This window comes from Polaribacter sp. Z014, assembly GCF_023555435.1.
In the GTDB taxonomy this organism is placed as follows: Bacteria; Bacteroidota; Bacteroidia; order Flavobacteriales; family Flavobacteriaceae; genus Polaribacter.
Genome location: NZ_JALCZP010000019.1, coordinates 1 through 20,487, shown reverse-complemented (window position 1 = coordinate 20,487; position 20,487 = coordinate 1). Strand labels below are relative to the sequence as shown.

The 20,487-nt window shown below is 32.5% G+C and carries 19 protein-coding genes and 1 riboswitch; of the genes, 18 read left to right on the top strand and 1 reads right to left on the bottom strand.

The genetic code is table 11. The annotated features are described in order from the left end of the window. Positions 1 to 131: 131 nt before the first annotated feature. Positions 132 to 2,378, bottom strand: coding sequence for an FG-GAP repeat domain-containing protein (locus MPF19_RS15600; protein WP_249989087.1), 2,247 nt, complete (start codon positions 2,376 to 2,378; stop codon positions 132 to 134). A 656-nt stretch (positions 2,379 to 3,034) separates the two neighbouring features. Between MPF19_RS15600 and MPF19_RS15595 the strand changes: the two genes are divergently transcribed. The 18 genes from MPF19_RS15595 to MPF19_RS15510 all read left to right on the top strand — a co-directional run bounded on the left by MPF19_RS15595 (position 3,035) and on the right by MPF19_RS15510 (position 20,359). Further along, complete coding sequence (locus tag MPF19_RS15595) at positions 3,035 to 3,298, top strand: DUF2061 domain-containing protein (RefSeq protein WP_203391719.1); 264 nt, start codon at positions 3,035 to 3,037, stop codon at positions 3,296 to 3,298. Beyond that, entirely contained in the window at positions 3,298 to 3,912 is a 615-nt protein-coding gene (locus tag MPF19_RS15590; RefSeq protein ID WP_249989085.1) for a phosphoadenosine phosphosulfate reductase domain-containing protein, read from the top strand. Before MPF19_RS15595 ends, MPF19_RS15590 begins: the two co-directional genes overlap by 1 nt. 10 nt (positions 3,913 to 3,922) lie before the next feature. Continuing rightward, entirely contained in the window at positions 3,923 to 4,828 is a 906-nt protein-coding gene (gene cysD, locus MPF19_RS15585) for a sulfate adenylyltransferase subunit CysD (protein ID WP_249989083.1), read from the top strand. A 115-nt stretch (positions 4,829 to 4,943) separates the two neighbouring features. Beyond that, positions 4,944 to 6,191 (top strand): sulfate adenylyltransferase subunit 1, encoded by a 1,248-nt coding sequence (locus tag MPF19_RS15580; RefSeq protein WP_249989081.1) that lies wholly within the window; start codon positions 4,944 to 4,946, stop codon positions 6,189 to 6,191. 49 nt (positions 6,192 to 6,240) lie between these two features. Continuing rightward, on the top strand, positions 6,241 to 8,334 hold the full coding sequence (locus tag MPF19_RS15575; RefSeq protein ID WP_249989080.1) for a ferredoxin-like domain-containing protein: 2,094 nt from the start codon (positions 6,241 to 6,243) through the stop codon (positions 8,332 to 8,334). Positions 8,335 to 8,350: 16 nt separating this feature from the next. Then, positions 8,351 to 9,121 (top strand): uroporphyrinogen-III C-methyltransferase, encoded by a 771-nt coding sequence (gene cobA, locus MPF19_RS15570; protein ID WP_249989077.1) that lies wholly within the window; start codon positions 8,351 to 8,353, stop codon positions 9,119 to 9,121. 4 nt (positions 9,122 to 9,125) lie between these two features. Then, positions 9,126 to 9,701 (top strand): precorrin-2 dehydrogenase/sirohydrochlorin ferrochelatase family protein, encoded by a 576-nt coding sequence (locus tag MPF19_RS15565; RefSeq protein ID WP_249989075.1) that lies wholly within the window; start codon positions 9,126 to 9,128, stop codon positions 9,699 to 9,701. A gap of 74 nt (positions 9,702 to 9,775) precedes the next feature. Next, the gene (locus MPF19_RS15560; protein WP_249989073.1) at positions 9,776 to 10,831 is read left to right on the top strand and encodes an NAD(P)/FAD-dependent oxidoreductase; all 1,056 of its coding nucleotides are present in this window, start codon (positions 9,776 to 9,778) and stop codon (positions 10,829 to 10,831) included. Between the two features lie 168 nt (positions 10,832 to 10,999). Continuing rightward, positions 11,000 to 11,332: a 2Fe-2S iron-sulfur cluster-binding protein gene (locus tag MPF19_RS15555; RefSeq protein WP_203391727.1), complete on the top strand. Its 333-nt coding sequence runs from the start codon at positions 11,000 to 11,002 to the stop codon at positions 11,330 to 11,332. Positions 11,333 to 11,341: 9 nt separating this feature from the next. Continuing rightward, on the top strand, positions 11,342 to 12,100 hold the full coding sequence (gene epsC, locus MPF19_RS15550) for a serine O-acetyltransferase EpsC (RefSeq protein ID WP_249989071.1): 759 nt from the start codon (positions 11,342 to 11,344) through the stop codon (positions 12,098 to 12,100). A gap of 1 nt (position 12,101) precedes the next feature. Next, the gene (gene cysM, locus MPF19_RS15545; RefSeq protein ID WP_249989069.1) at positions 12,102 to 12,989 is read left to right on the top strand and encodes a cysteine synthase CysM; all 888 of its coding nucleotides are present in this window, start codon (positions 12,102 to 12,104) and stop codon (positions 12,987 to 12,989) included. Positions 12,990 to 13,050: 61 nt separating this feature from the next. Then, positions 13,051 to 13,176: riboswitch (SAM riboswitch) on the top strand. A gap of 51 nt (positions 13,177 to 13,227) precedes the next feature. Then, positions 13,228 to 14,229 carry a homocysteine S-methyltransferase family protein gene (locus tag MPF19_RS15540; RefSeq protein WP_249989067.1) on the top strand — a complete coding sequence of 334 codons (1,002 nt, stop codon included), beginning with the start codon at positions 13,228 to 13,230 and terminating at the stop codon, positions 14,227 to 14,229. 63 nt (positions 14,230 to 14,292) lie between these two features. After that, positions 14,293 to 14,565 carry an antibiotic biosynthesis monooxygenase family protein gene (locus MPF19_RS15535; RefSeq protein WP_249989058.1) on the top strand — a complete coding sequence of 91 codons (273 nt, stop codon included), beginning with the start codon at positions 14,293 to 14,295 and terminating at the stop codon, positions 14,563 to 14,565. Next, the gene (gene metH, locus MPF19_RS15530; protein ID WP_249989057.1) at positions 14,562 to 17,237 is read left to right on the top strand and encodes a methionine synthase; all 2,676 of its coding nucleotides are present in this window, start codon (positions 14,562 to 14,564) and stop codon (positions 17,235 to 17,237) included. Before MPF19_RS15535 ends, metH begins: the two co-directional genes overlap by 4 nt. Positions 17,238 to 17,278: 41 nt before the next feature. Next, positions 17,279 to 17,521: a hypothetical protein gene (locus tag MPF19_RS15525; RefSeq protein ID WP_249989055.1), complete on the top strand. Its 243-nt coding sequence runs from the start codon at positions 17,279 to 17,281 to the stop codon at positions 17,519 to 17,521. A 364-nt stretch (positions 17,522 to 17,885) separates the two neighbouring features. Beyond that, the gene (gene metF / locus MPF19_RS15520) at positions 17,886 to 18,842 is read left to right on the top strand and encodes a methylenetetrahydrofolate reductase [NAD(P)H] (RefSeq protein ID WP_203391735.1); all 957 of its coding nucleotides are present in this window, start codon (positions 17,886 to 17,888) and stop codon (positions 18,840 to 18,842) included. A 210-nt stretch (positions 18,843 to 19,052) separates the two neighbouring features. Then, positions 19,053 to 19,370, top strand: a complete 318-nt coding sequence (gene trxA, locus MPF19_RS15515) for a thioredoxin (RefSeq protein WP_165733121.1) — start codon at positions 19,053 to 19,055, stop codon at positions 19,368 to 19,370. A gap of 71 nt (positions 19,371 to 19,441) precedes the next feature. Then, positions 19,442 to 20,359, top strand: coding sequence for a DUF58 domain-containing protein (locus tag MPF19_RS15510; protein ID WP_502925193.1), 918 nt, complete (start codon positions 19,442 to 19,444; stop codon positions 20,357 to 20,359). The last annotated feature ends 128 nt before the right edge of the window (positions 20,360 to 20,487 follow it).

Here is a 20,487-nt window from a genome sequence, read left to right as displayed (position 1 = left end):
GGCTTAAGTTTGTTTTTGATATTTATATGGTCTGTTAAATAATTAAAATCCCAGGTCAATAAATGATCTGAGATTTTTTATTAAATTTCAATTCTGAATAACTTTTTTTACTTAGGTTATATATAATTATTTCATTCTTTAAACCACAAATCACCGCCGTAAGAAGTAATAGTGAATTTCCCGTTTTTATCATTTAAATGTACTCTCCAGCAATCATCACCATTACCACACTTTCCATAATAAGCAATGTCAGTATAACCATCTCTGTTAAAGTCACCAGCAACTGGAGCACTAACAGGATCTTCTCCTTTAAACCACATATCACTACCATAAGAAGTGACAGTAAATTTCCCGTTTTTATCATTTAAATTTACTCTCCAACAATCATCACCATTACCGCATTTTCCATAGTAAGCAATATCGGTATAACCATCTCTATTGAAATCACCTGCTACTGGAGCGTTGATTGGTTTGTCATCTTTAAACCACATATCACCACCGTAAGAAGTAACAGTAAATTTTCCGTTTTTATCATTTAAATGTACTCTCCAGCAATCATCACCATTACCGCATTTTCCATAGTAAGCAATATCAGTATAGCCATCTTTATTGAAATCACCAGCAACTGGTGCACTAACAGGTTTGTTGTCTTGAAACCACATATCACCACCGTAAGAAGTAACAGTAAATTTTCCATTTTTATTATTTAAATGTACTCTCCAACAATCATCACCATTATTACACTTACCATAATAAGCAATATCAGTATAGCCATCTTTATTGAAATCACCAGCAACTGGAGCACTAACAGGTTTGTCTCCTTTGAACCAAATATCACCGCCGTAAGAAGTAACAGTAAATTTTCCGTTTTTATCATTTAAATGTACTCTCCAACAATCACTACCATTATTACACTTACCATAATAAGCAATATCAGTATAGCCGTCTTTATTGAAATCACCAGCAACTGGTGCATTAACTGGTTTATCTCCTTGAAACCACATATCATCACCATAAGAAGTTATATTAAATTTCCCGTTTTTATCGTTTAAATGTGTCCTCCAACAATCACTACCATTACCGCATTTACCGTAATAGATAATATCTAAATATTTTTTTCTTGTTAAACTATGTGGTTTTGTTTGGGTAATAGTGTTACTTTTAAGGCTTTTTAATTTTGTTTTATTATTCGTTGATATTGTTCTATTTTGAACATTTTTGATTGTGGTTTTTTTAGCAGATTTTAAACCCTCAATTTTCTTTATGGGTTTTAATTCTTCCAAATCAGTATTAAAATATCCAACTACTGGCTTAGAATGATAGGAATAAATTTTCTCTTTTAACTCATATTTAAATGTAGGTATTGAATAAATAATATGCTGATAACCCGACTCTACAGTTTTAAAGAGACAATCACTATTATTAAAAAAATTACATCCACCCATTTCTTCGTGCCCAAAATTTAGCCAATGTTGTTTGTACCAACCAAGATCTGTATTTTCTTCTTTCCATGCAAATGCACGAATACTTTCGCTTATAATTCCACTAACTTTGTCTCCAGAATGAACAATATACACTTTTAAATTATCTCTTTTTTCTGTTGGAAATGTTACATCCATATTTACTTTCCAACAATATTTATTGTTATAATCGTTAGGGTTTTTAAGTTTGTCATTTTTGCTATTAATAGGAAGATATTCTTCAATTTGTCTTTTAAATATCAGGTTAGGAAGTTTGAATAGTAAATTTGGAGTTTTTGCCAATACGGGGTTTGCGGCTACAGGATCATAACCTTGCACAATTAATGGTATATTAGTGTAGGTGGAATTACTTCTTAAACGGCTGCCAAGTCGAAATGCAAGTGCACCACCTCTACTTTGCCCCGACAAGACAATGACTTCCACATTTGAAGGGTTAAATTTTGAAGTTAGTAAATTAAAGAACGCAGTCTCTCTGCGCTTTGTTTCATTCTCGGATTGGAAGTAACCAAGTCTTGCGTCAAAAGCTAATACAAAAAGTGTTGATTCTTCTGGGAATTCTCCTGATTTGATGAGTTTAGAAGCTAATGATAAGTTATTTAAGTTACTTGTAGTTTCTAAGTTATCGCTATGTCTAAGACCTTCTTTATAATTGTTTGGTTGTCCTGTAAGTACATTTGTGTATCCATTTCCGTAATTACCCGTGGTTAATCCATCACTACCCGTTGGGTCATCGCTTTGTTGACCAGCAGCGATAAAAACAACTCTCTTAACCTTGTCTTTTGCAGGTTCACTTATTATTGAGATATAGGTATCTTGTCTGCCAGTTTTGCTAACACCAGAATCTCTCCAATAAGGTAGTTTACTGTGATCATTATTTTTGCTGTTAGTTACTCTCATGAGCTGCACTTTAATGTCTTGTGCAAATGAATGTTGATTAAAAAACATAAAACATAAGGTGATGATAGAAAACAGTTTTTTCAATTTGGAAGTATTTTGATTTTTCATAGTTGCTAATTAAAGATTATTTTAAATTTATAACAACGGTGTTTTCCTCCTTTTTTAATAAGTTTTTCCCCTGCTTATTCAAATGTATTTTTTAGTAAATGTTTATAAAGTGTCATTTAATTATCTGTAGAGTTTATTCGATTATTGGTTTTCCTCAATGAATGCCAACTGTTTTTTGTAGATGTATAGGATGATATATTATGCTGTTACTCTTACTGCTTATAACAGTTTTTTAAATTCTAAATAGGTTTCTTGGTTTTTTTATAATTGATACTGTGATTCATTACTTTTTAAGGTTTATGGGATAATTATAATTTTAAAATTCACTTGGTAAATGATATGTTTTTAAAGTGTTTTAAAAATATATTAGTACTACAACCTTGTAGTAGTGAAATATCTTTAAATTTTTTACCTTTTTTTTATTAATCTACTAATTATGTAGGGTTTTAGAAATTATTAACAATTTTTCTCGACCTATTAGAAAGTTTTGAAGTATGTTTGCATACCCTACTAAAGCAGTAGGATAATTATTTGAATTAATTTTTTTTATGATTTTAGACCAAATCATTTTTAGCAAAAAAGCACAGAGTAAAGGTTTTGAAGAAGATAAGTCTTCTGAAAAACCTTTACGAAGTGTGCTAAAAGCACTAAGCTGGAGGGTTGTTGGTACTGTAGATACTTTAGTGGTATCTTATTATGTAACTGGTGAGTTTACGTTAGCAGCATCAATTGCTTCGGTAGATTTTTTAACAAAATTAGTTTTATACTTCTTACACGAGCGAGTATGGAATAAAGTAAAATGGGGAAAGTAATGAGTTTAGACTTAGAACAAATAAACGGAGAATTAAAAGGTAAAAGTCCAGCAGAAATTATAGCTTGGGCTATTTCTTTTGCAAAAAATCCAGTAATTACTACCAACTTCAGACCATATGAAGTTGCAATTTTAAAAGCGGTTACGGATGTGCAAAAAGACATTAAAGTAATTTGGTGCGACACTGGTTACAATACGATGCAGACGTATAAACATGCGGAAGAAATCATTAAAAAACTGAATTTAAACATTCATTTATATACACCAAAACAAACTGCTGCTCACAGAAATGTTGTTTTAGGAGTTCCTTCGGTAGAGGATCCAAAACATGTTTTGTTTACAGAGCAAGTTAAGTTAGAGCCATTTTCTAGAGCTATGAAAGAGCATCAACCAGATGTTTGGTTTACAAACTTAAGAAAAGGTCAAACTGCATTTAGAAATAGTATCGATGTTGTTTCTGTAAGTAAGGATGGAATTGTAAAAGTGAGTCCTTTTTATAATTGGACAGATGAACAATTAGATGCTTATTTAGTAGAACAAAATTTACCAAACGAGTTTACATATTTCGATCCAACAAAAGTAGAAAGTAACAGAGAATGTGGTTTACACATCTAAAAAGATAATTATGAGTAATACAACAATACAAGTAGATGCTTTAGAAAGTGAAGCAATTTATATTTTTAGAGAAGTAGTAGCGCAGTTCGAAAAGCCTGTTTTATTATTCTCTGGAGGAAAAGATAGTATAACTTTAGTGCGTTTAGCGCAAAAAGCATTTTATCCAGCAAAAATTCCTTTCCCTTTAATGCACATCGATACAGGTCATAATTTTCCTGAAACGATAGAGTTTAGAGATCGTTTGGCTAAAGAATTAGGTGTTGAGTTAATTGTAAGAAATGTACAAGACAATATAGATTCTGGTAGAGTAAAAGAAGAAACTGGTAGATATGCCAGTAGAAATATGTTGCAAACAGAAACTTTATTAGATGCCATAGAAGAGTTTGGTTTTGATGCATGTATTGGTGGAGCAAGAAGAGATGAAGAAAAAGCAAGAGCTAAAGAAAGAATTTTTTCTGTAAGAGATGATTTTGGTCAGTGGGATGAAAAAAACCAACGTCCAGAAGTTTTCGATATGTTAAACGGACGTATAGATTTAGGACAGAATGTACGTGTTTTTCCAATTTCTAACTGGACAGAATTAGATGTTTGGTCTTATATAGAGCAAGAAGATATCGAAATTCCTTCTATCTATTTTGCACATAAAAGAAAAATATTTGTAAGAGACGGAATGATCTGGTCTGCAGATGATGCTGTTGTTTTTAGAGATGAAGAAGAAGTTGTAGAAGAAAGAATGGTTCGTTTTAGAACTGTAGGAGATATGAGTTGTACAGCGGCAGTTTTATCCGACGCAGTCGATATTGCAAAAGTTGTAGAAGAAATTAGAGATTCTTCCATTTCAGAAAGAGGTGCAAGAATAGATGATAAACGTTCTGAAGCAGCAATGGAGAAACGTAAACAACAAGGGTATTTTTAGAAAATTGTAAAACAATTTTCCGCATTTCGCTTTTGGCAATTAGCCATAAGTATAGATAAAAGAATGTAAAACTCGGCGAAAAGCGAATAAGCGAAAAGCCAACAGCTCAAAAAAAATGAAAGTACTAAAAATAGCAACAGCAGGTAGTGTAGATGATGGTAAGAGTACCTTAATTGGTCGTATTTTATACGATACAAAATCATTAACAGACGATAAGTTAGAAGCAATAGAAGAAAAAAGTAGACAACGTGGTTTTGACTATTTAGATTTTTCTTTAGCAACCGATGGTTTAGTTGCAGAACGTGAACAAGGAATTACTATTGATGTAGCACATATCTATTTTTCTACACCAAGTAAAAGTTTTATTATAGCAGATACTCCAGGGCATATAGAATATACAAGAAACATGGTTACTGGTGCTTCAACCGCACAAGCTTCTATTGTTTTAATTGATGCAAGAAACGGAGTTATAGAACAAACATACAGACACTTTTTTATCAATAATTTATTGAGAATTAAAGACGTTGTAATTGCTATTAATAAAATGGATTTAGTTGATTTTTCTGAAGAAAAATACAACACCATTAAAGCTGAGATTGAATATTTAGCAAGTAAAAGTGAATATAAAGGTCAGAATTTAACATTTATACCAATGTCTGCTTTACAGGGAGATAATGTTGTACATAAATCTGAAAATACACCTTGGTATAAAGGAGAAACTTTAATGCATCACTTAGAAAGATTAGATGTAGAAGATATAAATGATGCTTCTCAAACTCGTTTTCCTGTGCAAACAGTTATCAGACCTAAAACAGAAGAATACCATGATTTTAGAGGATATGCGGGTAAACTTTACGGAGGAGATTTAGCGGTTGGAGATGAAGTTGCTGTGTTACCATCGCAAACAAAATCTAAGATTAAAACAATTAATTTTTTCGATAAAGAATTTCAAGAAGCAAAAAGAGGAAGTTCTGTTACAATTACGTTAGAAGATAACGTAAATGTAAGTAGAGGAGATATGTTGGTAAAAGTAAATGAAGAACCAACAATTGCTAAAGAATTAACAGCAACTATCTGTTGGATGGATAAAGAGCCTTTAAAAGCTTCACAAAAATATTATATAAAACATGGTGTAAATGATGCACAAGCAAAAATTACACAATTGTCTAGTATTATAAAAACTGATTTTTCTGGTATTGAAGAAAATCCATCAGAATTGGTATTAAATCAAATAGGAGACATACAATTAAAGTTAAGTAAACCATTAGCTTTTGACTCTTATAAGAATAACAAATCAAATGGATCATTTATTTTAATAGATCCAAAAAGCAACAATACAGTAGGTGTAGGTTTTATAAAATAAACCAATTACCAACCAACTAGCAGCCATTACCAACCATCAATATTAAATCATGCAAAGTTTTAGAACAGAAATAGAAAACCAAGTTGTAGAAAGAGATATTATTGATTTAGCAGATAAAATTGCAAAATTCAATAATCTAGAAATAGACGAAGAGAAATTTAGAAGTTTACGTTTAGCAAGAGGTGTTTACGGTCAGCGTCAAGAAGGCGTACAAATGATTCGTATTAAATTGCCTTATGGTAAAGTAATGAGTAATCAATTACGCAGAATTTCTGAAGTTTCAGACGAGTATTCTAGAGGAAGATTACATATTACAACGCGTCAAGATATTCAAATTCACTATGTAGATTTACAGAGAACGCCAGAATTATGGGCAGAATTAGAAAAAGATGAAGTTACTATACGTGAAGCATGTGGTAATGTTGTAAGAAATGTAACTGCCTCAGAAACTGCTGGTATTGATGTAAACGAGCCTTTTGATGTTTCTCCGTACGCAGATGCTGTTTTTAAATTCTTTTTACGTAACCCTATTTGTCAAGAAATGGGACGTAAATTTAAGGTTTCTTTTTCTTCTTCGGATGAAGATACAGGCCTATCCTATTTACATGATATCGGATATATTGCTAAAATAGAAAACGGAGTTAGAGGTTTTAAAGTGATGGTTGCAGGAGGATTAGGTTCTCAGCCTAGACATGCAGAAACTTTATATGAGTTTTTGCCTTCAGATAAAATTATTCCAGTAATGGAAGGTATTTTAAGAGTTTTTGATCGTTATGGTGAACGTAAAAGTAGAGCCAAAGCAAGAATGAAATTCTTACTAAAAGATATCGGTTTAGAAGCTTTTAAAAATTTAATTGAAGAAGAACAAAATGCCATTGAATTTAAATCGATTGCAATAGATGCTGATGGTTATGTTGCGTCAACTCCAGTTTCAGTTGATGCTCCACAAGTAGCAATAAAAAATCAAGAAGCATTTGATTTATGGAAATCTACCAACTTAATTCCTCAGAAGCAAGCAGGTTATGTTGCAATTGGAATTAAAGTTTTATTAGGAGATTTTTATACAGATAAAGCTCGTTTATTAGCAGATTTAGTTGATGCATATGCAGCAGGTGAAGTTCGTTTAACCTTGCGTCAGAATATTGTTATTCCTTTTGTAAAAGAAGATTTAGTACCATTTTTCTATCAAGAATTAGAAAAATTAGGTTTTGTAGAAGCAGGTTATAATAAGGCAGTAGATATTACTGCTTGTCCTGGAACTGACACATGTAACTTAGGTATTGCAAGTAGTACTGGTATTGCAGACGAATTAGAGCGAGTTATAAAAGCAGAATATCCTCAGTATTTAAAAAACGAAGATCTAGTTATAAAAATTAGTGGTTGTATGAATGCTTGTGGGCAGCACAATATGGCAAACATTGGTTTTCAAGGAATGACGGTTAGAACTCCAGATAAATTAGTGGCGCCAGCGTTACAAGTTTTATTAGGTGGAGGAAATTTAGGAAACGGAAATGCATTATTTGCAGATAAAGTAGTAAAAGTGCCAAGTAAAAGAGGTCCAGAAGCATTACGCAGAATCTTTAATGATTTTGAAGCAAATGCTAATGGAAAATCTTTTGTAGAATATTATAAAGTTACCGGAGAACGTTATTTTTATGATTTATTAAACGATTTGCAAGATGTTACTAATTTAACTCAAGAAGATTTTATCGATTGGGGAGAAGAAGAGAAGTATCTAAAAGAAATTGGTATTGGAGAATGTGCAGGTGTTGTTATCGATTTAATTGCGACTTTATTTTTAGAAAGTGATGAAAAAATTGAAAATGCAAATGAAGCTTTTGAAAACAAAGTATATTCAGGAGCTATTTACTATGCATACCAATCTATTGTAAACTCAGCTAAAGCATCATTATTAGCGGCAGATAAGAAAACAAATACGCATGCAAGTATCATCTCTCAATTTGATGAAGTATTTATTTCTTCAGAAAAAATAGATTTAGGAGGTTCTTTTGCAGATTTAATTTATCAAATTAATAAGTTTGCTCCAACAGAAGAATTTGCAAAGAAGTATATTAGCGATGCAAATACGTTTTTACAGAAAGTAAGAGCTTATAGAAATGCTGAAACTGCAGTTGCAGAGTAAGTTATAAAAGAATAAAATGAGTTTAAAAACACCAAAATTAACGGTTGTAGGTGCCGGTCCTGGAGACATAGACTTAATCACAGTAAAAGCTATTAAGGTTTTAAAAGCTGCTGATGTAGTATTATACGATGCTTTGGTGAATGAAGAATTATTAGAGTATATAAACCCAGAAGCTGAACAAGTTTTTGTAGGAAAACGTAGAGGGTGTTATACTTATCAGCAAGAACAAATTAATGAGTTAATTGTTGAGCGAGCAAAATCTAACGGACATGTAGTACGCTTAAAAGGTGGAGATCCATTTATTTTTGGTAGAGGTGCAGAGGAAATGGAATATGCTGCTAGTTTTGGTATAGAAACAGCTGTTGTTCCAGGAATTTCATCTTCGTTGGCAGTAGCTGCTTATCAAAATATTCCATTAACAAAACGCGGTAGTGCAGAAAGTTTTTGGGTAATTACAGGAACCACAAAAGATCATAAAATTTCTAATGATATTGAGTTGGCTGCAAAGTCTAACGCAACTATTGTGGTTTTAATGGGGATGAGTAAACTGCCTCAAATTGTAAAATTATTTCAAGCAGAAGGTAAAAATAATTTACCTGTTGCTATTATTCAAAGAGGAACTACACCAAGAGAAAAATTAGGAATTGGTACGGTTGATACCATAGAAAAAATAGTAGAAGAAAATGATTTAAAAAATCCTGCAATTATTGTTTTAGGTGAAGTTGTAAAACATCGTCAAAGAATCTTAGATATTCAAGAACAGTATGCAAACGTGTTAAAAGGATAGGTTTATGGAAAGAAATAATTTATACCCTATTTTTTTAAAAACGAAAAACTTACAAGTATTAATTGTTGGAGGTGGTTTAGTTGCAGAAGAAAAATTGACTTTCTTATTAAAATCGAGTCCAGATGCACATGTTACTATGGTGTCTCCGATGTTTAGAGAAGGTACTGTAAAACTGGCAAAAAAAGGATGTGTAACCCTTGTTAAAGACGTGTATGATAAACGTTATTTACATGGAAGACATATGGTGGTGGCCACAACAGATGTTCCTGAAGTTAATGTGCAGGTATGGAAAGATTGCAGAGCAGAAGCTAAATTGGTTAATGTAGCTGATAATCCGCCATATTGCGATTTTTATATGGGTGGCATTGTTACCAAAGGAAATGTAAAAGTAGCCATTTCTACCAACGGAAAATCGCCAACAACAGCCAAAAGATTACGTCAGTTTTTTGAGGATGTAATTCCTGAAAACGTAGATGATTTAGTTAAGAATTTAAACGAATATAGAAAAACAATCAAAGGAAACTTTGAGGAAAAAGTAGAAAAGCTAAACGAATTTACAAAGAGTTTGGTAGAGAAATAAAAGGGCTATTAGCCTTTGGCAATTCGCTTTTAGCGAAAAGCTAAAAGCCAAGAGTAAAAAGCAAATTTTAAATTATGATTACAACAGACATACTTATTATTGGAGCAGGACCAACGGGGTTATTCACAGTTTTTGAAGCTGGTTTATTAAAATTAAAATGTCATTTAATTGATGCATTACCACAACCTGGTGGGCAATGTTCTGAGATTTATCCTAAGAAACCAATTTATGATATTCCTGCATATCCAGAAATTTTAGCAGGAGATTTAACACATAAATTAATAGAACAAACAAAGCAATTTGAGCCTGGTTTTACCTTAGGTGAAAGAGCGGAAACGATAGATAAGCAAGATGATGGTACTTTTATTGTTACTACAAATAAAGGAACAAAACACCATGCTAAAATTGTTGCTATTGCAGGTGGTTTAGGTTCTTTTGAACCAAGAAAACCATTGATACCTAACATCGCAGATTTTGAAGATAAAGGTGTTGAGTATATTATAAAAGAACCAGAATTTTACAGAGACAAAAAAGTAGTAATTTCTGGAGGTGGAGATTCTGCTTTAGATTGGGCTGTTTTCTTATCAGACGTAGCGTCTGAAGTAACTTTAATTCACAGAAGAAATGAATTTAGAGGCGCTTTAGATTCTGTAGAAAAAGTACAAGAATTAAAGAATTTAGGAAAAATTAGAATGATAACTCCTGCGGAAGTAAAAGGAATTATCGGTACAGATAAAGTAATAGGTGTTGCTGTTGAGAAAAAAGGTGAAGATGCTTTTATTGTAGATACAGATCATTTTATTCCTTTATTTGGTTTGTCTCCAAAATTAGGTCCAATTGGTAATTGGGGATTAGAGATTGAAAAAAATGCAATTAAAGTAAATAACGCTTTAGACTATCAAACAAATATTCCAGGAATCTATGCTATTGGTGATGTAAACACCTATCCAGGAAAATTAAAATTGATTTTATGTGGGTTCCACGAAGCTACTTTAATGTGCCAGAGTGCATATCAAAGAATTTTTCCAGATAAAAAATATGTAATGAAATACACAACCGTTGGTGGTGTAGAAGGATTTGACGGAACTAAAAAAGAAGCTCCAAAAGCAGTTGTAAAAGCGATAAATTAATCATTCATCGGCAGGATTTTAAAAACCTTGTAGAGAGATAATTGTTAGGTTTACTTAATTTAGCAGACAATATTAATAAAGAGATTAACAAAGACCTCAAAGCTTTTTAAAACCTTTGAGGTCTAATCAACCAAATTCATTACTTTTGGCGTTGGTAAAAAATGTAAAATGAGCGTAGATATAAACATTAAAATAACTGATAGAAATGGTGTAATGCATGAAGTTGTAGCACCTACAGACATGGCAATGAACCTTATGGAAGTAGTTCGTTCTTACGAATTAGCAGAAGAAGGAACTATTGGTATTTGTGGCGGAATGGCTATGTGTGCTTCTTGTCAGTGTTATGTAAATTCAGATAACGAATTACCAGAAATGTCAGATGATGAAGACGCTATGTTAGCAGAGGCATTTAATGTAGAAGATAATAGTAGATTGGGTTGTCAGATACAAATGACGCCAGCAATGGAAGGGTTAGAAGTTACTTTAGCACCAGAAATGTAAAAGGCAAGAATGAAAGAAACAGCACAAATAGTTACATTTAAAAACTACAGCATGTGTTTAAGAGATGCCGTAGAAATTTTCACCAAACAGTTAATTAATAACTTGTTTGATGAACGTCATTTGTCTGAAAGTGGAGCAGAAACAAGATTGAAGTTTTTAAAAATTTTAGAAAGATTATCTGTTGAAAATGGAGAAGATTTTTGGAATGATTTTGAAAGTTCTTTTGTTACTATCCGTCAGAAATTAGATTTAGATGCTACTGCTGCAGAAAAAAATGATCCTGCTGCTAAAAGTTTAGAAGAAATTTACTTAGCATATCCAGGTTTTTACGCAATTGCTGTATATCGTTTAAGTCACCAATTATTAAAGCAAGGTATTCCTGTTTTTCCAAGAATAATGAGTGAATTTGCACACAGTAAAACCGGTACAGATATTCACCCAGGAGCAGAAATTGGAGATTCGTTTTTTATAGATCACGCAACGGGTATTGTTATTGGAGAAACGACTGTTATTAAAGATAATGTTCAGATTTTTCAAGGAGTAACTTTAGGCGGAATTCAAGTAAAGAAAAGTTTAGCATCTACCAAAAGACATCCCACTATAGAAAGTGGTGTTGTTATTTACGCAAATGCTACCATATTAGGTGGAGACGTGGTAATAGGAAAAAACTCTGTAATTGGAGCCAATGTTTGTATTATGGAATCAGTTCCAGAAAATTCGGTGGTAACCGTGCAATCAGAAAATAATATTTTTCAAAAAAGAAATTAAGATGAAGACCAAAAGTATCATAGATTTTGTTGGAAACACACCACTTGTAGAAGTGCAAAACATCTTTAAAAAAGAAGGGGTAACTTTATTGTTAAAGCTAGAAGGTAATAATCCTGGTGGAAGTGTAAAAGATAGAGCTGCTTATTATATGATTTCTGAGGCTATCAAAAGAAAAAATATAAGAAAAGGAGATACTTTGGTAGAAGCAACTAGTGGTAACACTGGTATTGCATTGGCTTTAATGGCAAAAGTTTTAGGTGTAAATATGGTGCTTACAATGCCAGAAAATTCTACAATAGAAAGAGTTAAAACAATGCGTGCTTATGGTGCAAAAGTAATTCTAACTCCTGCGGATAAAGGGATGGAAGGAGCTATTGACTATGCGTTAAAATTGAAATATAAAAAAGGATATTTTCGCTTAAATCAATTTGATAATTTTGATAATCCGAAAGCACATTTTAATACAACGGGACCAGAAATTTGGAGAGATACAGAAGGGGAAGTAACTCATTTTGTTTCTGCCATGGGAACTACTGGAACCATTACAGGAGTTTCTGATTATTTAAAATCACAAAACGAAAACATCACCATTATAGGAGCACAACCTAAAGATGGTGCTAAAATACCTGGAATTAGAAAATGGTCTGAAGAATATATGCCAGCTATTTTTAAACGAAAAAAAATAGATCAAATATTTGAAGTAAGTGAAGAAGAAGCAAAAGAAATGACCATTCGTTTAGCAAAAGAAGAAGGCATCTTTGCAGGAATGAGTTCTGGAGGATCTGTTGCAACCGCTTTAAAAGTAGCTAATTCTATAGATAAAGGTGTTATTGTTGCTATTATTTGCGATAGGGGAGACCGTTATTTATCATCAGATATCTACGAATAAATTATAAAAACAAGAAAAAAGTTCGTTACTTTGTAACGTAATTTAGTTCATTTATTTAATATTGTTATCAAGAAAGGTTGAGGGATTAGACCCGAGGAAGCCTTGGCAACCCTTTAACTTTAAAGAAGGTGCTAATTTCTACTGATTCTTTCTGAACTAGTTTCAGAACCTCTCAGAGAGATAACGGAAAAAGTATCAATTCTTCTTTTCCTGATAACGCAAAAAATAATTTTCAGGAATGTCAAATATATATAAAGCTTTACAAGAAAGAATTTTGGTTTTAGATGGTGCAATGGGTACCATGCTACAAGCCTATAAATTTACAGAAGAAGATTTTAGAGGAGAACGTTTTAAAGACTATCCAACACCTTTACAAGGTAATAACGACTTATTATCTATTACGCAACCAGAAGCTATTAAAACCATTCATGGTAAATATTTTGAGGCTGGTGCAGATATTATAGAAACCAATACTTTTTCTGGTACTACAATTGCCATGGCAGATTATCAGATGGAAGATTTGGTCTATGAACTAAATTATCAATCTGCAAAAATTGCCAAAGAAGTTGCCGATGAGTTTACAGCAAAAGAACCACACAAACCTCGTTTTGTAGCAGGTTCTATTGGTCCAACAAATAGAACGGCAAGCATGTCTCCAGATGTAAATGATCCTGGTTATAGAGCCGTTACTTTTGATGAATTAAGAATTGCATACAAACAACAAGTAGAAGCTTTAATAGATGGTGGTGTAGATTTACTTCTTGTAGAAACGGTTTTTGATACTTTAAATGCAAAAGCAGCTTTATTTGCCATTGAAGAAGTAAAAGACGAACGTAATATTGAAATTCCAACCATGTTAAGTGGTACGATTACAGATGCTTCAGGTAGAACTTTATCTGGGCAAACAGCAGAAGCTTTTTTAATCTCTGTGTCTCATATTCCATTATTATCTGTAGGATTTAATTGTGCCTTAGGAGCCAATTTATTACAACCGCACTTACAAGCTATTGCTAGTAAAACAGATTTTGCTATTTCTGCACATCCAAATGCAGGATTGCCAAATGCTTTTGGTGAGTACGATGAAACTGCAGAAGAAATGGGTGAGCAAATAGAGGAGTATTTAAAGAAAGATTTAATCAATATTATTGGTGGATGTTGTGGTACAAGTCCTGCTCATATAAGCGAGATTGCTAAAATTGCAGCAAAATATAAACCAAGAGAATTTGTAGTAAATAAATAGTTTTAAATAAAAAAAAGATCAATCCTGCGTAAGCAGAATTATTAAAAATAAATTATAAGTAGGGTGATTTTAGAAGTAGCCGTTTTAAACATAAAGAAAGGTCTGTCTAAAGATTTTGAAGCTAGTTTTGAGAAAGCAGAAAGTATCATTTCTTCTAAAAAAGGATATGTTTCTCATCAGTTGAAAAAATGTGTAGAGCAAAAAGATAAATATATCTTACTTGTAAATTGGGAAACAATTGAAGATCACGAAATCGGGTTTAGAAAATCTGATGAATATAAAGAATTATTACATCATTTTTATGATCCTTTTCCTACAGTAGAACATTACATATGAAAGTAAAACAAACAAAATATATGCGTTTATCAGGATTAGAACCTCTAGTCTTGAATGAAAACAGCAATTTTATAAACGTAGGTGAGCGTACAAATGTTGCAGGTTCTCGTAAGTTTTTACGATTGATAAAAAACGAGCAATTTGATGAAGCCTTAGACATTGCAAGACATCAAGTAGATGGCGGCGCACAAATTATCGACATTAATTTTGATGATGGTTTAATTGATGGAAAACAAGCCATGGTGCGTTTTCTAAATTTAATTGCTGCAGAGCCAGATATTTGTAGAGTTCCAATTATGATTGATAGCTCTAAATGGGAAATCATAGAAGCAGGTCTACAGGTTGTGCAAGGAAAATGCGTTGTAAATTCAATTTCACTAAAAGAAGGAAAAGAAAAGTTTGTTTGGGAAGCAAAACAAATAAAACGTTATGGCGCTGCTGTAATTGTAATGGCTTTTGATGCAGAAGGACAGGCAGATAACTATGATCGTAGAATTGAAATTGCTAAAAAATCGTATGATATTTTAGTGGATGAGGTTGGTTTTCCTAGTGAGGATATCATTTTCGATTTAAATATATTTCCTGTTGCAACAGGAATGGATGAGCACAGAAGAAATGCTATCGATTTTATTGAAGCAACCCGTTGGGTAAGACAAAATTTACCAAACGCAAGTGTTAGTGGAGGTGTAAGTAACGTGTCGTTTTCTTTTAGAGGAAATGATGGTGTTCGTGAAGCGATGCATTCAGTTTTCTTGTATTATGCTATTCAAGCAGGTATGAATATGGGGATTGTAAATCCTGCACTTTTAGAAGTGTACGATAATATTCCGAAAGATTTATTAGAACGTGTAGAAGATGTAATTCTTGATAGAAGAGAAGATGCAACAGAACGTTTATTAGATTTTGCTGATACTGTAAAAGGTTCTAAAGTAGAAAAAACCGTAGATTTATCTTGGAGAGAAAACCCTTTACAAGATAGAATTACACATGCTTTAGTAAAAGGAATCGACGCTTTTATTTTAGAAGATATAGAAACAGCAAGGCAAGAAGCAACCTCACCTATTGAAGTGATTGAAGGTCATTTAATGATTGGTATGAATGTGGTTGGAGACTTATTTGGAGCAGGAAAAATGTTTTTGCCACAAGTAGTAAAATCTGCACGTGTAATGAAAAAAGCGGTAGGTTATTTAAATCCCTTTATTGAAGCCGAAAAAGGAGACAAGCAAGAGCCTGTTGGTAAAATTTTAATGGCAACTGTAAAAGGAGATGTGCATGATATTGGTAAAAATATTGTAAGCGTTGTTTTGGCTTGTAATAACTACGAAATTGTAGATTTAGGAGTCATGGTTCCGCCAGAAAAGATTATTGAAATGGCAATTAGCGAGCGTGTAGATGCTATTGGTTTGTCTGGTTTAATAACACCTTCTTTAGATGAAATGGTGTATTTGGCAAAAGAAATGCAACGTCAGAATTTTGTATTGCCATTGTTAATTGGTGGTGCAACAACTTCTAAAGCGCATACAGCGGTTAAGATAGATACGCAATATACCAATGCGGTTGTGCATGTAAATGATGCTTCTAGAGCAGTAACTGTTGTTGGCGATTTATTAAATAAGAAAACATCACATGAGTACGTTGCTAAAATGAAGAAAGATTATGATGAATTTAGAACTAAGTTTTTAAAACGAGGGAAAGAAAAATCATATATTTCTATAGAAGAGGCACGCAAGCGTAAATATAAAATTGATTGGGAAACTTCTAAGATTGTAAAACCTAATGAATTAGGAATTCAGACTTTAGAACAGTTAAGTTTAAAAGAATTAGTACCTTTTATAGATTGGAGTCCGTTTTTTAGAAGTTGGGATTTACATGGTAAATTTCCAGCTATTTTAACAGATAAAGTTGTTGGTGAGCAAGCAACAATTATGTATGAAGAAGCACAAGCAATGATTAAAGAAATTATTGCGAAGCAATTGTTAAAACCAAAAGCAATTTTTGGTTTGTTTGAAGCAAACACTATTAATGACGATGATATTTCTGTAAAGAAAAAAGGAGGAGAAGAATTTATTTTTAGAACTTTACGTCAGCAATTAAAGAAAAGAGAAGGGATTCCGAATCATGCTTTGGCAGATTTTATAGCCCCAAAAGAAACTGGTAGAACAGATTATATGGGCGCATTTTGTGTCGGTATTTTTGGAGCACAAGAATTAGCAGAAAGTTATAGAGCAAAAGAAGACGATTACAATGCAATTATGGCGCAAGCAATTGCAGATCGTTTTGCAGAAGCTATGGCAGAATACTTGCATAAACAAGTTAGAACCAAGCATTGGGGGTCTGATACGAATGAAGGTTTAACAAACGACGATTTAATAAAGGAAAGTTATAACGGAATTCGTCCTGCACCAGGATATCCTGCGTGTCCAGATCATTTAGAAAAAGAAACCATTTGGGATTTACTTAAAGTTGAAGAAAAGATAGGTGTTACTTTAACAGAAAGTATGGCTATGTGGCCTGGAGCTGCGGTTTCTGGATATTATTTTGCTAATAAAGAATCGAAATATTTTGGTTTGGGTAAAATTACAGATGATCAAGTAACAGATTATTCAACAAGAAAAGGAATTACAAAGGAGAAAGCTAGAAAATGGTTGCATCCTATTTTAGCAGAAGAATAATAATTAACCCTTTCAGGACTATTCTTACAAATAGAGTATATATGGAGTTTATAGAATTACATTTAGGAAATTATGTTATTTCTCATGGTTATGATAAAAATAACAAGGAGATCATGACTCAGGTTACAGCAGAGAAATTTGGTAAAAAATTAATTGCTGTTTCTAGAATTAAATCTTTAAGCGAAAAATATGTCTTAACAGATTATGTTGATGGTAGGTATATATATTGGGAATACAAAGAAGATTACGAAGATGTAAAAAAGCAGCTAAATAGCCCATCCTAACCTTCCCGAAGGGAAGGGACACTCAGATGGATGCCAATTGGTTAGAAAGAGTGTTGGTGAAAATAAATTTGGATAAAGAAATGAGTTGTTTTTTATTGTTGAATTGGCACGGGCTTTAGCCTGTGTTAAAATTAATGAAAGGAATATTGGATTTAGCCAAACTTTAAAAGGGTAGAAAATATTCAGAAAAAAGTATTATTAACAGTTCTATTTTAACGCAAGAGTAGGTTTTGCGTTAGCGATTGAAACGGCATCCTTTTTGTTTTTCAACAAAAAGATATAGTGTAAAGCGCGACCCTTGTGGTAACGCCCAAAAAAATATTATAATTAATTAAATAAAAATCCTCTTTAGGATTTAGGTTCTATGAAAGTTACAGATCATATTAAAAAAGCGAACGGAAAAACATTATTTTCTTTTGAGGTAATTCCGCCACAGAAAGGAAAAAACATTCAAGATTTATATAATAATATAGATCCATTAATGGAGTTTAATCCGCCTTTTATAGATGTTACTACGTCTAGAGAGGAGTATGTTTATGTAAACAAAGGAAACGGACTTTTAGACAAGAGAATTACCAGAATGCGACCGGGAACCGTGGGTATTTGTGCGTCTATTATGCATAAGTATCAGGTAGATGCTATTCCGCATTTATTGTGTGGAGGTTTTACTAAAGAAGAAACAGAATATGTTTTGGTAGATTGTCATTATTTAGGTTTGGATAACGTAGTTGCCTTAAGAGGAGATGCTAGAAAAGATGAGTCTTATTTTAAAGCAACTGAAGGTGGTAATGCTTTTGCAAGTGATTTGGTACAGCAAATATCTGATTTAAATAAAGGAAAGTACTTGCATGATGATATTCTGGTAGAGCATAATTATGATTTTTGTGTAGGTGTTGCAGGATATCCAGAAAAACACATGGAATCACCGTCTTTAAATACAGATTTAAAACGTTTAAAGCAAAAGGTAGATGCGGGAGCAGATTATGTGGTAACTCAAATGTTTTTTGATAATAATAAATATTTTGAGTTTGTTAAAAAAGCGAGAGAAATAGGCATTACAGTGCCAATTATACCAGGAATTAAGCCACTTGCAGTAAAAAGACATTTACAAATTTTACCTCAGGTTTTTAAAATAGATTTGCCAGAAGATTTAATTGATGCTGTAGAAAGTTGTAAAGATAATAAAGCCGTAAGACAGGTTGGTATTGAGTTTGCAATTCAGCAATCTAAAGAGTTAAAAGAAGCTGGTGTGCCATTTTTACACTATTACTCTATGGGTAAGAGTGATAATATACATGCAATTGCATCGAAGTTATTTTAGATACGAATTCCACGAATATACGTTTAAAAAGAAGTGAAGTTTTTTGTAATTTGTAAGCATCAGTGAAATTAGTGTCCCTCTTTTTTATTTGTAAGCATAACAACTATTTATAGACAAATAAGAAAAAGTAATTTTTTAGAAAACAAGTAAGTAAATAAAATGATTACTTTTGTAACTCAATACAGAAATAACAATTTAAAAATATAAAAAATGGCATTAGAAATAACAGACGCAAACTTTGACGAATTAGTATTAAAATCTGACAAACCAGTATTAGTAGATTTTTGGGCAGCTTGGTGTGGACCATGTAGAATGGTAGGACCAATTGTTGATGAAATTCATACTGAGTATGAAGGGAAAGCTGTTGTAGGTAAAGTAGATGTGGATGCTAACCAAGAATTTGCAGCAAAATACGGGGTACGTAACATACCAACTGTTTTAATCTTTAAAAACGGAGAAGTAGTAGACAAACAAGTAGGTGTTGCACCTAAAAATGTTTATACAGGTAAAATTGATGCTGCTATATAAGTATCAATTTACAAAAGATAACGTAAAAGGTTTGGCTAATGTCAAACCTTTTTTTATTTTAGATACTTATGATAGATCTTTCAGAAGTTAAATCAGAAATAAAAAACTTAGACATACTTGCAAAACAAGTAGTAGAAGGGTTTATTACCGGAATTCATAAAAGTCCGTTTCATGGGTTTTCGGTAGAGTTTTCAGAGCATAAATTATACAATAAAGGAGAAAGTACGCGCCATATAGATTGGAAGTTGTTTGCAAAGACAGAAAAGTTGTACACAAAGAAATATGAAGAAGAAACCAATTTAAGGTGCCATATTATTATAGATAATTCTGCTTCTATGCATTATCCTATAGTAAAAAAGCAGACAGTAGAGAATTTAAATAAAGTAGGTTTCTCTGCGGTTGCAGCAGCATCTTTAATGGAAATTTTAAAAAGACAGCGAGATGCTGTTGGTTTAAGTGTTTATTCGGATACTTATGAATACTATGCTCCAGAAAAGGGTAGTGAACGCCATAGAAAGATGTTATTACATCAATTAGAGCAATTGATGGTTTCAGATTCTAAATCTACAACAGAGACGTATAAGTATTTGCATGAAATTGCGGAGAAAATACACAGACGCTCTTTAATTTTTGTTTTTACCGATATGTTTCAGCCAAATAAAGATCATGAAGTACTGTTTGAAGCGCTAAAACACCTTAAATTTAACAAACATGAGGTTGTTTTGTTTCATACTTATGATGGTGAAACAGAATTTAACTTCAATTTTGACAATGCTCCGAAAAAGTTTGTAGATGTTGAAACGGGGGAGGAGATTAATGTGTATGCCGAAAATATTAGAGAAAAGTACACGGAATTAGTTGGGAGTTATTTTAACGAGTTGAAAAATAAATGTTTACAGTATAAGATTGATTATATACCTGTAGACATACATAAAGGGTATAACGCCATTTTAACCGCCTATTTAATTAGTAGAAGAAAAAATAAATAATTTTTTTCATTTTATGTTTGTGTATTTAAAAATAGATGTTATATTTGCAACCGCTTAAAGCAACGGTCTGGTAGTTCAGCTGGTTAGAATACCTGCCTGTCACGCAGGGGGTCGCGGGTTCGAGTCCC

Excerpts from the sequence above, each read along its gene's own strand:
- MPF19_RS15595 (WP_203391719.1), top strand. The coding sequence starts at position 3,035 with ATGATTTTAGACCAAATCATTTTTAGCAAAAAAGCACAGAGTAAAGGT.
- MPF19_RS15575 (WP_249989080.1), top strand. The coding sequence starts at position 6,241 with ATGCAAAGTTTTAGAACAGAAATAGAAAACCAAGTTGTAGAAAGAGAT.
- MPF19_RS15590 (WP_249989085.1), top strand. The coding sequence starts at position 3,298 with ATGAGTTTAGACTTAGAACAAATAAACGGAGAATTAAAAGGTAAAAGT.
- MPF19_RS15540 (WP_249989067.1), top strand. The coding sequence starts at position 13,228 with ATGTCAAATATATATAAAGCTTTACAAGAAAGAATTTTGGTTTTAGAT.
- MPF19_RS15560 (WP_249989073.1), top strand. The coding sequence starts at position 9,776 with ATGATTACAACAGACATACTTATTATTGGAGCAGGACCAACGGGGTTA.
- metH (WP_249989057.1), top strand. The coding sequence starts at position 14,562 with ATGAAAGTAAAACAAACAAAATATATGCGTTTATCAGGATTAGAACCT.
- metF (WP_203391735.1), top strand. The coding sequence starts at position 17,886 with ATGAAAGTTACAGATCATATTAAAAAAGCGAACGGAAAAACATTATTT.
- trxA (WP_165733121.1), top strand. The coding sequence starts at position 19,053 with ATGGCATTAGAAATAACAGACGCAAACTTTGACGAATTAGTATTAAAA.
- MPF19_RS15580 (WP_249989081.1), top strand. The coding sequence starts at position 4,944 with ATGAAAGTACTAAAAATAGCAACAGCAGGTAGTGTAGATGATGGTAAG.
- cysD (WP_249989083.1), top strand. The coding sequence starts at position 3,923 with ATGAGTAATACAACAATACAAGTAGATGCTTTAGAAAGTGAAGCAATT.
- MPF19_RS15555 (WP_203391727.1), top strand. The coding sequence starts at position 11,000 with ATGAGCGTAGATATAAACATTAAAATAACTGATAGAAATGGTGTAATG.
- cysM (WP_249989069.1), top strand. The coding sequence starts at position 12,102 with ATGAAGACCAAAAGTATCATAGATTTTGTTGGAAACACACCACTTGTA.
- MPF19_RS15600 (WP_249989087.1), bottom strand. The coding sequence starts at position 2,378 with ATGAGAGTAACTAACAGCAAAAATAATGATCACAGTAAACTACCTTAT.
- epsC (WP_249989071.1), top strand. The coding sequence starts at position 11,342 with ATGAAAGAAACAGCACAAATAGTTACATTTAAAAACTACAGCATGTGT.
- MPF19_RS15565 (WP_249989075.1), top strand. The coding sequence starts at position 9,126 with ATGGAAAGAAATAATTTATACCCTATTTTTTTAAAAACGAAAAACTTA.
- MPF19_RS15525 (WP_249989055.1), top strand. The coding sequence starts at position 17,279 with ATGGAGTTTATAGAATTACATTTAGGAAATTATGTTATTTCTCATGGT.
- cobA (WP_249989077.1), top strand. The coding sequence starts at position 8,351 with ATGAGTTTAAAAACACCAAAATTAACGGTTGTAGGTGCCGGTCCTGGA.